Here is a 14322-nt window from a genome sequence, read left to right on the forward strand (position 1 = left end):
ACCGCATTCAGCACGCGGAGGACGACCGCCCGCCGCTTACCGCCGGCACCGCGTCACCAACGTCCGTTCCTCATACAGCTAAATCGGTCACCGCCGACAAGGTAGTCTCCCGCAGCAACCGTTCGGTGAAGCTGGGATGAACTACCGGGGTATGACACGACGGGCTCAAAAGATCAGGGTGCAGATGGGGGTCGTCCCCGATGGTGCCTGATGCGATCTCGCTTCAGAATTGAAGCATGACATTCGAAAGCAACACACCTCGCCCCTTCACCCGTTCCAACGACAAGAAAATGTTCGCCGGAGTGTGCGGCGGAATTGCAGATTACTTCGGCGCCGACGTAAATCTTGTCCGTCTACTCGCCGTTATCGCGGCTATTTGCACGGGTGGAACCGCGGCTTTGGTATATCTCGCCGCCTGGATGCTCATGCCGTTAGGTTGAGAATTCCGGCACTTGACATGGCGAGAATTACGCGCCGACAAAAGGTATTTCGGGGCCTACGCGCCAACACGAGCAGGCCCCGAAATCGACAATCTACTTGGCGGCCTTCAACTCTCCACCGCTGAGCGCAGCGAGGGCCTCGAGACCCTTGACGGCCAGGCCACTGACGCTGCCCAACCAAGATGTTCAGTGGTTCACTTGGGACGAGCAAATGACGCCGATCAGAAAACTCAGGGAACGACAGGCGGCGTAAAGCTGAGGTGTCGAGAGATTATCGTTCGACCAACTCACGATTTTGGTCGGAAACTGCCTGCAGAAGCGCCGTGAACCCCACCCGCAATAATTCGATGTAGTGCTCGATATCTGGCATCGTCTCTCGCGAGACAATGACATTGAGCGTCAGAGAACCTCCACGCGCAGCAATGAGGAAGTGGCGCAGAATGTCTCCGTCGACCGGCGCCTGCCCGCCGAGAACTGCCACCGCCGGCGCACCTTCGAAGACATTGCCGTCGACCGATACCGGGACATTGCTGATCGTCGTGTTCTGAATGACCTTGTGCGAAGGGTCAAGCTTGTTGATCCGACGCGAGAGACCGGTGAGTCTGAGCAGAGCCGCGGGCGACGTTTCGATGCGTGTGCCGTATCGACGGACGGCTGGGTGCAAACTCCGCCCCTTTGCCATCAGCGCCGAATCCCTGATTCGTGTCAGCCGCTCGACCGGATCTTCGACGTCCGTGTGCAGATCGACCGTCAACAGCGCCAGTTGGTTGGCCGATTCCCATTCGGCGATCTGCCGCATCGATCGGGGAACCATCGCCGCCAACCCACTGCCTGATTTCTCGCCCTTCTCCGACAGGTATGCGTCGAGAGCGCCGGCGACGACGGTCAGGAAGATGTCGTTGACCGTCACGTCCGGAACGGCCGCTCGGATCGCTTTGATGTCTGCGCCGTCCAGCGTCAGGAAATCGATCGTGATGTCTCCGCCCAGCATGCCGTTGAATCGGGTCGGCAGGCGGTCGGCCGAGTACGTAGGCAGCTCTCCGGCCTCTTCCGCCTCCCGAACCGTCTCGGCCGCAACCTTTGTCACGGACAGACCCCGGCCGAAACGGATCGCCTGGCCGGGCAAACCCACGACCGTGCGCCCGATCAAATTCAGCGACGAAAGCCCCGAACCGGCACGCTTCGTCTCCGGCTTCGGCGGACCGGAGAACAGAAGGTTGGTCAGATCGCGGATCGCCAGACCGTCACCGGCCCCGTGGTGGGTCTTGAGCATGATCAGCGTCAGATTGCCCGGTAGCTCGTCGATCCCGTGCACTCCGGTCATGACGTGCAACTCCCAGGGCGGCCGGGACAAGTCCATCGGCTCACCGAGCGAGCGCCCGAGCAATTCACGAACCGGCGCCCACCCGGCAACCGGGGCACGATGGACGTGCACGTGATCACCGACGTCGAAATCGGCCGGGACCCAATAGGGATAGTCCAGATCCAGCGGAACTCGCTGGAGTCGACTCGTGAACAGTGGCCAGTATCCGAATCTTTCGGTGATCCACCGAACCGCGTCGTCGTGCGTCATCTCTGCGAGCGGATGGCCCGTCGTGTCGAAGAAGTAGGCGCAGACCATGTGGCTCAGATGTCCGCCGGACTCGTTGTAGACGAACTCCGCGTCTCGCGGCCCCATCTGAGATACCGCGGCTGGCAACGAGTTCCGAAAGATCATGCATGCCCCTCAATTCCGACGCTGAACGAATGTCCGAATTGTAGCGAGCTGACATGCCGATCCTCTGGGTTCTGCTCGGAATCGTTGGGTATCACCGGATCCAGCAATCGGAAAAGGTGCCTGTGATTCCGATCGATCAGGAGGCAACCTCTTGGTTAGGTGAATCCGCAATCTGCATCGCGGCTGCCGCTGCCAAGTCATCGAAACTTGCCTCCCCCGCACGAGCAAAAGCCCGGCCCACCGAATGGTGGGCCGGGCTCTAGGAGCTAGGTGGAGATGGACTCAGAAGTCCATGCCGCCCATGCCGCCGGTCGGATCGCCTGCAGGCGCTCCGGCCTTCTCGGGCTTGTCAGCGACAACGGCTTCGGTCGTCAGGAACAGAGCCGCGATGGACGCTGCGTTCTGCAGTGCCGAGCGGGTGACCTTGACCGGGTCGTTGATGCCTGCAGCGAGCAGGTCGCCGTACTCGTTGGTCGCAGCGTTGAGGCCGTGACCTGCGGGCAGGTTGGAGACCTTGTCCGCAACAACGCCGGGCTCGAGGCCTGCGTTGAATGCGATCTGCTTGAGCGGAGCGGACAGTGCAACGCGAACGATGTTCGCGCCGGTTGCCTCGTCACCTTCGAGCTTGAGGTCGTCCAGTGCGGGAGCTGCCTGGAGAAGTGCAACGCCACCACCGGCGACGATGCCCTCTTCGACGGCTGCCTTTGCGTTACGCACTGCATCTTCGATGCGGTGCTTGCGCTCCTTGAGCTCGACCTCGGTAGCAGCGCCGGCCTTGATGACTGCAACGCCGCCGGCCAGCTTGGCCAGACGTTCCTGCAGCTTCTCACGGTCGTAATCCGAGTCGCTGTTCTCGATCTCGGCGCGGATCTGGCTGACACGACCGGCGATTGCGTCGGCGTCGCCGGCACCCTCGACGATGGTGGTCTCGTCCTTGGTGATGACGACCTTGCGTGCCTGGCCGAGGAGCTCGAGGCCTGCGGTCTCCAAGGAGAGTCCGACCTCTTCGCTGATGACCTCGCCACCGGTGAGGATGGCGATGTCGGCGAGCTGAGCCTTACGACGGTCACCGAAGCCGGGAGCCTTGACGGCAACAGACTTGAAGGTGCCACGGATCTTGTTGACCACGAGGGTGGAGAGAGCTTCGCCCTCGACGTCCTCGGCGATGATCAGGAGCGGCTTGCCGGACTGGATGACCTTCTCCAGCAGGGGCAGCAGGTCCTTGACCGTGGAGATCTTGGAGCTGACGAGCAGGATGTACGCGTCTTCGAGGACGGCTTCCTGACGCTCTGCATCGGTGGCGAAGTACGCCGAGATGTAGCCCTTGTCGAAGCGCATGCCCTCGGTGAGCTCGAGCTGCAGGCCGAAGGTGTTGGACTCCTCGACCGTGATGACGCCTTCCTTGCCGACCTTGTCCATAGCCTCGGCGATGAGCTCACCGATGGACGGGTCGCCGGCGGAAATACCGGCGGTAGCAGCGATCTGCTCCTTGGTGTCGATCTCCTTGGCGGTCTCGAGCAGGCGAGCTGTGACAGCCTCGACAGCCTTCTCGATGCCGCGCTTGAGGCCGAGCGGGTTCGCGCCGGCTGCGACGTTGCGCAGACCTTCACGGACCAGTGCCTGTGCGAGAACGGTAGCGGTGGTGGTGCCGTCGCCAGCGACGTCGTCAGTCTTCTTGGCGACCTCCTTGACGAGCTCGGCGCCGATCTTCTCGTACGGGTCGTCGAGTTCGATCTCCTTGGCGATGGAAACACCATCGTTGGTGATCGTGGGGGCGCCCCACTTCTTTTCGAGAACGACGTTGCGACCCTTGGGGCCCAACGTCACCTTGACAGCGTCGGCGAGGGCGTTGAGGCCTCGCTCGAGGCCACGACGTGCCTCTTCGTCGAACGCGATGATCTTTGCCATTGCGAAGTGATCCTCCGGATAGGGGGTGACACACAAGGTGACCGCTCGTCGGGTCACCTCATCGGCACAAGGCGACCGTTTGACCGGTCACCTCATTACACGGGCGACCGATTTGCCTGGTCACCCATCTACGCCTGTGGTCTAGTCAGTGCCCGCGACGGACGACCGGGGGTGTCTATGGTTCCCGGTCTCACTGCCTCGACCTGGCACTCACGGTTCGCGAGTGCCAACTGCATTTTTAGCACTCGAGCGTGCCGAGTGCAAGGTTGAGCCTCAGCCCGCGATGCAGAACTGTCCGTTACTCAAATTGACCGCGAACGAGAGCACTCCGACGCAGTCGACGCCATTGGCATCGGCTGTAGCGCCCGCCCCGTAACCGGCGATGGCGAAGGTGACATTTCCGTCAGCCGCCCCGGCCCGCGCGATACCGCCGCCGAGCGCGAATGCCTGCGCCTGACCGTTACCGCGAGACGCCCCCAGCGCGGTTCCGAAGCCGTTGGCATATGAATTGGAGTAGCCGTTGTCGGCGGCGACGCTCACTGCCGTACCGCTCTCGGCGGCACCGGCCTGCGCGCGGCCGGCTCCGACGGACTGCGCGCCGCAGCTCGCGGTCTCGGAGACCTGGATGTCATTTGCCGACGGCGGCGAGACACACGCGACGGGCGCCGCGGAAGCAGCTCCCGCACCGGTCAGCGCCAGCCCGGCGGCGAGCCCCATACCTACAGTCATCACAGCCCCTGTTCTCGCCAGGCGGCCCCCCAACCGACTACTGGAAATTCCGCTGACTCGAGAGTATGAGCGACGGAACCAGACTGACGAGATCAAGGGCATAGAAACTCCTTCGTGGAACAAGTTCATTGGATTCGGGCGCGAGAGTACCCGCTCGAGTGAAGTCCGTCACCCCCGCCTGGTCAAGCCTCGAGGACGACCCCGAGAAGGGCCGGGAGATCCGCGACCGAATCGATGACATGATCGGGCTTCTGAACCGAGAGGTCGAGCACTGTTTGCCGAAACTTGCCTGTGCGCACCAGAACTCCGGTCAGGCCGACCCGCTGCGAGGAGAGGACGTCCCCGATCAGATCGTCGCCGACCATCACCGTCGCCTCAGGTTCGACATGCATCAACTCCGTGGCTGTCAGGAACCCCGTGAGAGACGGTTTACCCACTGCGGCGATGTTTACACCCGCCACTTCCTCGAAGCCGGGCAAGTACGTTCCGGTGTCGATCCGAAGGCCGTCTACGGTCTCCCACATCATCCCGCGGTGCATCGCGACGACGGGCACTCCGGCGAGCAATAGTTCGAGCACTCGGCTCAGCGCCTCGTGGGTGAACTCCGGGCCGGCGCCGCCGAGAATCACGACCTCGGGATCGGCGTCGTCGAACTCGATTCCCTCGAGATCGGCGGACACGTCACCGTGATTGAGTACCCACGCCCTCGCGTCCGGGTACGTCGCCCGCACGTACTCCCCCGTGAGCCTGGCGGCAGTAACTATCTGGCTCGCCTCCACCTCGATACCGGCGTCGCACAACCCCTGCGCGATGAGTGTCGAACTGCGCGAGGTGGTGTTGGTCAGAAACCCACAGGCCAATCCGCGCCGCCGAACTTCGCGTACTGCTTCCCCTGCTCCCTCGATCGGCTGCCAGGACGTGAGCAGGACTCCGTCGATATCGAACAGAACACCTTCGATGTCGGCCATTGCACCAGCCTATATTCGCCATCGAGGTCCTGCCGAGGCGTCGAAACCCGAAATCCGTCCATCGCTCAGTAGGCTCCCACCCATGGACCTGCGCGACGACGACCTCTTCTCCGTTGCCGGTTCTCTGGCCGAATTGCTCGGCGCTCCCGTCACGATCGAGGACGAGAACTCGACGGTTCTCGCGTACTCCGGCGGCGAGCAGGCCGTAGACGAAGCTCGCATCGGCACGATCCTCGGTCGGCAGGTACCCAGCCGATTCCGCCAATTACTCTCCGATGCAGGAGTATTCGATCGGCTTCACCGAGAGAGCGATCCCATCTACGTCGACCTCGAAGACCCCGCGATCACGCCGCGACTGGTTATCGCAGTTCGCGAGAACGATCACCCCGTCGGCTCGATCTGGGTCGCACTGGCCGGAACACCGACGCCCACACAGGAATCGATACTTCGTTCCGCGGTATCTGTCGTGGCCGAGAGAATCGCCTCGGAGCGTGACCGGGTCGACAGCACACGTCGTCGCCAATCCCAGCGCGTCCAAGCACTGATCGGCGGTGGCGAACCCGCATTCCGCGCCGCCGACGACTTGCGGTTGGCAGGTCCGCTCACGGTGGTCGCGGTCGGAACCGTCACGGGACCACTGCCGGCGGGGTTGGTCGCCTCCTTGAGCTTGTACCTGGACACTCTGGCCGTCGACGCCGTGATCGCACAGTTGATCGACTCGACGTACCTTGTTGTCGGCGCTGACGAAGCGAACGCCCGCCGACTGTTGGAGGACTTCCTCAGCCGCGCCCGCACACGAGCACAACTTGCCGTTGCGGTGGGCCGCACCGTGAAATCAGCCAGCGAATGCCATTTGTCACGCGCCGACGCCGACCATGTTCTGGGCGCGCTGCGACACAACCGGTCCGGCGGGATTGTCGCGGGTATGAACGACACCTTGGCGTCGGTACTGGCCTTACATGTTGCCGACATATTCGACGGACTGAGCACCGCCACACCTATGCACGCCCTGGAAGGGTACGACCGTCGACATGGAAGCGAACTCGTCGCAACGGCCCACACCTTCCTCGACAAGGGCGGTGATGTCGCGAGTTCCTCCGCAGCATTGCATGTTCACCCCAACACTCTCCGCAATCGATTACGCCGCTGCAAGGAGATGTGCGGGGTTGACCTGAGCGACGCGGACACTCGACTGATCCTGATGCTTCAGTTCAAACTACGAAGTTCCTGAGCCGGCGAAGAAGGTATCGGAGCATCTCCCGCGCCGCTCCACTTTGGGGGGTATTCGACAAAATATCACCCAAAAGTATTAACGACCAGTCCGCCAAAAGTCATAATTACCGGCCACGATTCCCAAAACCCAGCAATTCGGCAATCATCAATCTTGCAATCTGGTTAGCGTTCCGCAAGATCTTCCTCTCACGGCCCAAATAGGCCATTTTGGTTGCCTGACCAGCACAAATGAAACACGTTTCAGTTTGGTTCTACAAATTCCTAGTCAAAGTGGACTTGCTCGAGCTAACCTCATTCCCGTCACGCCACATAAGACCCCGAACGCCACACGGATCTCTTAGCAGAACGATCGCAAGGGTCCGTGCACTAGTCGAACCTGCTCTTTGTGGAATGCAACAAGCATGCGCCGATGTACAAAAAGTCTTCCAGATCTATCGAAAGGATGGAACTTCATATGATCGCAATGTTCCTTCAAGCAACGGCTGCGTTGTTCACCGGATTACTGGACAATGTATGGAGCGGATCCCTAGTGCCCGGCATCGAGGGCGCCACCGGCTCGCTAGCCGGATTAATCGAGACCGGCTCATCGCAACCCTGATCCATTTCAGAACATCACCCAACGACAGGAGTAAACGATGGATCTAGGATCGATGGTGCCTTACCTCAAGGAACCGATAATTTTGCAGATCATTTCATTGCTCGTATACAGAGGCTCCATGGCGTCAGTCGACTTCGACTGGCAACCCCCACTCGGCTGACTTCAACAGAATTTCCTACCGTGATAAAAATCTACCGCAAGGAGCGTTAGCATAGTGGATACAGCAAGTATAATCGACGCAGTCACGAGCATTGATTCGCAATCATTGCTACCCCCGTTCGTTTATGTGCAGGCAATAGTCGACGGCATCTTCAAGTCTATCTCCGCAGCCATCAACCTAATGGCTAGCGGTTCTGCAGGTATTGGTGGAAGCATTCAGACCGCCCTCGGCTCGACCGTTGCCCCGTAGTCGGGAGAGGAGACAATAATGTTCGATCTTTCAATGAGCTATCTGTCGGATCTGATGGGATTTGGCTCAATCGACCTAGTAGGTACGTTCGCGAAGTATCTCAACACCCTGTCCGCGTACACGCCGACGCCGCTCTAAGGAAAGGTGATTTACAATGCTGCAAAGATATATCACCAGTTTGATCGCCTGGGCTACTGGGACCATAGAGTTGACCGGCCTGGGAAGTACCATTCTGCAGAAGTAAATTCTCTGGTGCAACTTCTCTACTCTGAACTTCGATGATCCCCGAGGCTCCAATTCGCCTCGGGGGTCATTTCGCGTTCCAAGCACGAGAGTTTTCCAGGCACGAGAGTTCCGGGCCACGAGAGTTCCGGGGCACGGACACTTTGATCCGGCACCCGCCACGTGAGGAGTTCGACATGAGACTGCCCAACCTGCTGGATGCGGCTGTCACACAGGTGAATCCGCGAGACGCGGACTTCGTCTACAACGAGTCCGCCGGCCACCTGAAGCATCTGGTCGGCGTGTACTTCTTCGAAACATCTCAGCACCCAGCCGCAGAATTCACGCAGGCGCAAGCCGTCGATTGGGTCACCGCCAGGCTCGGACACAATCGCATGTTCACCCACCGAATCCAGCACACGCCACTGGGACTCGGCCATCCGTACTGGGTTCCAGACCCCAACCTGGATGTGGGCGACCACGTGCGGGTCAACGCGATTTCCGAGCCGGGTTGGGCACCATTTCAAGAAATGCTCAGCGCCCTGCTGACCTCGAGAATGGATCTCAGCCGCCCACCCTGGGAACTGCACTTTTTCACGGGGATCGAGGGGCTTGACGCTCTACCCGGCAGGCTGACGGCGGTTGTGCTCAAGTCTCATCACAGCGCGGCCGACGGAATCGCGATCCGAATGCTGGGTGAAGCCATATTTTCGGATGCGCAACGGCCGAGGAAATCAGCACCTGCAATACGGTTCCTACGGGGACGTCTCTTCACGCGATCAGTGCTGAGTTTCCCCGGCCAACTTATCCAGTTCGCCAAGAGCATTCCGGGCAATCGGGCTGCTGCCCGTGCGGTAGTCGAGGCGAAGAGTGCTGGAGAATGGGACGAGTGCATCTACGAAAGTACTAGCACCCGCTTCAACTGCAAGGTAAGCGGGTCGGCATTGGTGGAGCCGATCATCCTCGCAGGCAACGAGGTTCGGCATGTGAAGAACGCAGTCCCCGGAGCGACTGTCAACGACGTCCTTCTGGCTGTGGTCGGTTGCGCGATGGCGCGATACCTTACCGAGAAGAGCGAAGCGCCTCGAGGTTCTCTGTTCGCGATGGTTCCGCGGTCCATGCGCAAGCAAGAGGAGTGGGAGTCCGCAAACCAATTGGTGAATCTGTCCGTGAACATGCACACCACGATCACGGATCCGCTGAAGAGACTCGCTCTCATCGCAGAGTCTGCACGCTCGGAGAAGGCCCGTACGTCCCACACAGCGGTCCGGCGGATGAGCACAGTGTTGGAGACCCTACCCGCTCCGATAGCGCGGTTGATGGCATATTCACGTCACCATGACGACTACAAGCCGGATGGGCCGCGGTATCAGCACACGATGGTGAGTAACATTCCGCTCTCGGTCAACGGACTGACCCTGAACGGGGCATCTGGCACTGCCGTACTCGCTAATCAAGCACCGGTCGACGGTGACGGGCTGCGGCACTTCATGGTAGCTGCGAGTGGCGGCAACCTAACGCTCAACGTGATTGCAGACGCCGCAACGATGCCAGATCTAGGCCACTACCTGGAGTTGCTTCGCGCGAGTTTCGAGGAACTGAAGGAAGCCGCAAAGACGCGTGAGCTCGAGAGCAACTCGACCGTCATCGCATCCTGATCCCTTATTCACCAAGACATTACGAGCCCGGCCTACCACTGCGGTAGGTCGGGATTCTTGTCGAGCGGGTAATTCTGCACGTAACTCGCATCCACATGGTCTGGAAGCGCCTCCCGGCACACACTTCTGGCACTCACGCACAAGACTACGCAAAACAGCGCTGCCTGAGTGGGGTGTCAGGCAGCGCTGCTAATCACCGGGGTCCGGATTGACTATGGATGCAGAACGCCCGCACCCGAATTCAGTGCCGGGTAACTACCGGTCGCACCCACCGCATTGGCGGGAATGCATGAGGTCGGCGCACTGACTGTCCCGAAGATAGGCACTGACGCCTTCGATGTGAAACGGAAGTAATTCGCCGAGAAGTTATACATCTGGGCCGCGGTGCCCTGAGTGTCGAACTTCACGTCCAACGCACTGTTCCGAGTTTGGAAACTAATCTTCGGAAGCTGGTATGTCACGCCTACGCCGACATCCGCACCGTCCACGATCAGTTGCGATCCGGTATCGGTGAGAGTGACCGTGCCTGTGTAGCCCGAACCGGAACCGGCCACCAGTGCGGCCGATCCTGCGACGAACGTCGCTGGGTCATAGCGGTAGACAAGCCTGACGTCATCAATGCCGAGGAATGTGACACCCGAGACGCCAGAACTGCTGGGCGTCGTCGCTGAACCGGGCTGAAGGGTGTATGAATTTACCCCGGGCGTGGCATTCACAGTGACGTGGTTAGCCGTGACCGAGGTTGGAACTACCTGATCCACGGTCTGCCCAACACTTACAGCGCGGCACGCCTGGTTATAGCTCGTCACCGTCGTACCTGCAGTTGCCGACGCCGGTGCAACTGCTGCGAATACCATGCCCGCCGAAGCAGTTGCTACTGCTAGAGCGGCCACCGTACGTTTTGCCGTTGAAACATGCATATCTTCTACTCCTCATTCCCTTTCGGGATCGGTTTTTAGCGTTGATAGCACTTCCTGCCAAAACGCAGTTCGAGTAAAGTTGAACTACTGCATTGACAGCCTCCGCATCACCGGAATTTTCGCGGCGAAGGGGAAGTCTTTGAGGCCGTGCGCAGCACGATAGGATTTGTTCACTACCGATGCACGACCGAAATCTTGACAACGGAGATTAGCGATACGACATCACCCGGGAATCATGTCTCGATTCCGAAAAAGATGACGTCCGACCGTGAGAAACCACCTCCAATCAGCTGGTTTGGTAGCACCCATTCCACTGGATGCTCACACCGAGCGGTAAGTTGGAACAGCTGATCGACGATTGAAGGCCATTCACGATTTGCCGTTTATGTGATGACCGTCACCATACCTCAATTACTAGAACTTGTAACAGTTCTTGAAAGAAATCTCTCGACAACTTGAAATGGCGCCCCCACTTACATCCAGGATTTGCACGCGACTAATACCAAGGAACTAACATTCAGTGAAACATTAATACTAAAGTATTAACAACGCAGCTCATTCGAGAGATGGTTAATACTTTAGTATTAATTCAAAAGTTCCAGCGCATTTACGAACCGACTCACTGTGATTCGCTTCCCAAGCGAGGGCTGTGCACTCGCACAACGCATTCCCCGAAGCTGTGGCCGAACGGCCAGTCCTTTTGCCGCCCCCGCGATTCATGCTTGGGAGAAGAGCCGGATGTGACCGGCGTCTCGGTTCGAGCAGAGTCTGTAGAAGGAGTGCGTCATGGGAACTCGTCAAAGCCCCGATCGTGTGGTCGTGGTCGGTGCGGGTGTTGTCGGATTGTCGACGGCCTGGTTCTTGCAGGAACGTGGAGTCGAGGTCACCGTCGTCGATCGCGACGGCGTCGCAGCCGACGCGAGCTGGGGCAACGCCGGTTGGCTGGCCCCCGCATTGACGCTTCCGCTGCCCGAACCCGCAGTGCTCCAATACGGCTTGCGCGCGATGCTCAGCCCGTCGTCCCCGGTGTACGTGCCACTCACCACCGATCTGAAGCTGATTCGGTTCCTGGTCGGGTTCGCGCGCCACTGCACGCCGTCGAAGTGGCAGGAAGCGATGTCGGTCTACACCGAGGTCAACCGAACAGCCTTGGGCGCGTACGACGAACTCGCCGACGGTGGCGTCAAAGAGCTGACCCGCCTGGCCGATCCTTTCCTCGCCGCGTTTGCGTCCGAGAAGGACCGACAGACCTTGGTGGACGAGTTCCATCACGTCGAAGCTGCCGGCGGAGAAGTCGACTTCGACCTCCTCGACTACGACGCGATTCACTCGCTCGAGCCTTCACTCGGCCAGGGTGTGAAAGCCGGTTTGCGTCTGCGTAATCAGCGTTTCATCGATCCCCCGTTGTTCGTGAACTCGTTGGCGGACGCGGTTCGTGAACGCGGTGGAGAAATCGTCAGCGGTTTCGACGTCACGCAGATCGACGATCGGGTCGGCGGAGTCACTGTTCGCAGTGCACACGGTGATTCACGCGACGGCGACGCCGTGGTCATCTCGAGCGGTGCCCGCTTGAACAAGCTCGCAGCACCGTTCGGTGTGCGCAAACTGGTGCAGGCCGGACGCGGATACAGCTTCAGTGTCAAGCCCGAGCACCTCCCCAAGAACCCTGTGTATTTCCCCACCCAGCGCGTCGCATGCACTCCGTTGCACGATCGCTTCCGAGTGGCCGGAATGATGGAATTCCGCAGCCCTGACGCGCCGCTGGATCCGCGCCGCGTGCAGGCGATCATCGATGCGGCCAAGCCGATGCTCAGCGGCATCGACTGGACTGCGCGGGAAGAGGAGTGGGTGGGATCACGACCGTGCACTACCGACGGCTTGCCGTTGATCGGAGCCACGAAGTCGCCGCGGGTGCACGTCGCCGGTGGTCACGGGATGTGGGGAATCGCCCTGGGTCCGTTGACCGGAAAGATGGTGGCCGACTCGATGACCGGCGCTCAGACGCCGACCGTCATGCGCCACTTCGATCCGCTGCGCTGACAGCCGGTTTCACCCACTTGTAGTACGCGCCCGTCAGCAGAACCAGCCATCCGGCACCGACGAGCAAAGCAACTCGGGTATCGGCGATGACGCCGAGCAACACGATGACAAAAGCCAGGAACACGATCGCGAAGATCTGACCGTACGGCCACAGCGGCACTGGAAACTTCAGTGCCGCTGTTTCGTCTGCACTCATCTGAGCGCGGGAACGGAACTGCGAGAGCAGGATCATGATCCAGACGAAAATCGTGGCGAAGGTGGCCAGCGAGGCGATGACGAGGAACACCTGGTCCGGGATCAGGTAGTTGAGCAGGACTCCCACCAACAGGGCACCGGTCATGATGACAACGGTCATCCACGGAACACCGTTGGCGGAGACTCTCTTCATCACCTGCGGGGCCTGACCGGCATGCGACATTCCGAACATCATGCGACCCGCACCGAAAACGTCGCTGTTGATGGCCGACAGGGCTGCGGTGATGACGACGATGTTGAGGATCGAAGCGGCCGTTCCCAATCCGAGGTTCTCGAAGATCTGGACGAACGGGCTGTTGTCGGAGTTGATGGCCTGCCACGGAATGATCGCCATGATGACGGCGAGGGTGCAGATGTAGAAGAGAATGATGCGCACCGGCACCGTGTTGACGGCTTTCCTGATGGTCTGCGCCGGATCCTCGGCTTCGCCCGCGGTGATACCGATGATCTCGGTGCCGCCGAACGCGAACATGACGATCGCGAAACACGCGACGAATCCGCCGAAGCCCGTCGCGAAGAACCCGCCGTCCGACCAGAGGTGGCTGATTCCGGCATCGGTGTCGTGAACGCCGAATCCGAACACGATGATCGCGATGCCGCCGGCGATCATCGCGATGATGGCGGTGATCTTCACGAGCGTGAACCAGAATTCCAGTTCGCCGAACACCTTGACGCTCAACAGGTTTATCGCGCCGATGAAGAAGACGACAGCCAGAACCCAGATCCATCTCGGTACGTCCGGGAACCAGAACTGCATGTACAGGCCGAAGGCGGTGACGTCGGCGAGGCACACGATCACCATCTCGAACGTGTACGTCCACCCGGTCATGAAACCGGCGAGTGGTCCGAGGTGCTTGTTCGCGTACTCGCTGAACGAACCGGAAACCGGGTTACGGACCGCCATCTCGCCGAGCGCTCGCAACACCAGGTAGACCGCGATACCGCCGATCAGGTAGGCCAGGAGCACCGACGGGCCGGCTCGTTTGATGGCCTCGGCGCTGCCGTAGAACAGTCCGGTTCCGATGGCTGATCCGAGGGCGATGAAGCGGATATGGCGCGCTGTCAGCCCTCGCTTGAGGCCATCCTGCGTCGCTGCGTCGCTGTTCACTTCTCGGTACTCCAGTCGGATGGATCGTCATACGTGCGCGAACCATTGTCCGCTACCACCGCGCGTGTTCCCGCACGACCCTGTTGGACGGCCGTACAGTGACCTGACACACATGGT

The 14322-nt window shown here is 60.2% G+C and carries 10 protein-coding genes; 4 read left to right on the forward strand and 6 right to left on the reverse strand.

The genetic code is table 11. The features are described 5' to 3' along the window. The first annotated feature begins 236 nt into the window (after nt 1-236). Complete coding sequence (locus tag PCS43_RS17765) at nt 237-440, forward strand: PspC domain-containing protein (RefSeq protein ID WP_003941534.1); 204 nt, start codon at nt 237-239, stop codon at nt 438-440. A 271-nt stretch (nt 441-711) separates the two neighbouring features. On the opposite strand, the gene PCS43_RS17770 is transcribed toward PCS43_RS17765, so the two are convergent. The 4 genes from PCS43_RS17770 to PCS43_RS17785 all read right to left on the reverse strand — a co-directional run bounded on the left by PCS43_RS17770 (nt 712) and on the right by PCS43_RS17785 (nt 5762). Beyond that, on the reverse strand, nt 712-2157 hold the full coding sequence (locus PCS43_RS17770) for a wax ester/triacylglycerol synthase domain-containing protein (RefSeq protein WP_007733729.1): 1446 nt from the start codon (nt 2155-2157) through the stop codon (nt 712-714). 282 nt (nt 2158-2439) lie between these two features. Further along, the gene (gene groL / locus PCS43_RS17775; protein ID WP_003941476.1) at nt 2440-4065 is read right to left on the reverse strand and encodes a chaperonin GroEL; all 1626 of its coding nucleotides are present in this window, start codon (nt 4063-4065) and stop codon (nt 2440-2442) included. 273 nt (nt 4066-4338) lie between these two features. Continuing rightward, the gene (locus PCS43_RS17780) at nt 4339-4896 is read right to left on the reverse strand and encodes a DUF6764 family protein (protein WP_039973364.1); all 558 of its coding nucleotides are present in this window, start codon (nt 4894-4896) and stop codon (nt 4339-4341) included. 80 nt (nt 4897-4976) lie between these two features. Next, nucleotides 4977-5762 (reverse strand): HAD-IIA family hydrolase, encoded by a 786-nt coding sequence (locus PCS43_RS17785; RefSeq protein WP_003941506.1) that lies wholly within the window; start codon nt 5760-5762, stop codon nt 4977-4979. A gap of 82 nt (nt 5763-5844) precedes the next feature. On the opposite strand from PCS43_RS17785, the gene PCS43_RS17790 reads away from it, so the two are divergent. Further along, a complete protein-coding gene (locus tag PCS43_RS17790) occupies nt 5845-6993 on the forward strand; it encodes a PucR family transcriptional regulator (RefSeq protein WP_007733721.1) in 1149 nt (382 codons plus the stop codon). 1428 nt (nt 6994-8421) lie between these two features. Next, nucleotides 8422-9882 (forward strand): wax ester/triacylglycerol synthase domain-containing protein, encoded by a 1461-nt coding sequence (locus PCS43_RS17795; RefSeq protein WP_007733717.1) that lies wholly within the window; start codon nt 8422-8424, stop codon nt 9880-9882. A gap of 212 nt (nt 9883-10094) precedes the next feature. Here the strand turns inward: PCS43_RS17795 and PCS43_RS17800 are convergent, their stop codons facing one another. After that, a complete protein-coding gene (locus tag PCS43_RS17800) occupies nt 10095-10802 on the reverse strand; it encodes a hypothetical protein (protein WP_125050456.1) in 708 nt (235 codons plus the stop codon). A gap of 786 nt (nt 10803-11588) precedes the next feature. Between PCS43_RS17800 and PCS43_RS17805 the strand changes: the two genes are divergently transcribed. Further along, complete coding sequence (locus tag PCS43_RS17805) at nt 11589-12842, forward strand: NAD(P)/FAD-dependent oxidoreductase (RefSeq protein ID WP_007733715.1); 1254 nt, start codon at nt 11589-11591, stop codon at nt 12840-12842. Here the strand turns inward: PCS43_RS17805 and PCS43_RS17810 are convergent. Then, nucleotides 12814-14205, reverse strand: a complete 1392-nt coding sequence (locus tag PCS43_RS17810; protein WP_007733714.1) for an amino acid permease — start codon at nt 14203-14205, stop codon at nt 12814-12816. The two genes, PCS43_RS17805 and PCS43_RS17810, sit on opposite strands and share 29 nt — an antisense overlap. Nucleotides 14206-14322: the final 117 nt, after the last annotated feature.

The sequence above is a fragment of the Rhodococcus sp. C-2 genome (assembly GCF_027854095.1).
In the GTDB taxonomy this organism is placed as follows: domain Bacteria; phylum Actinomycetota; class Actinomycetes; order Mycobacteriales; family Mycobacteriaceae; genus Rhodococcus_F; species Rhodococcus_F qingshengii.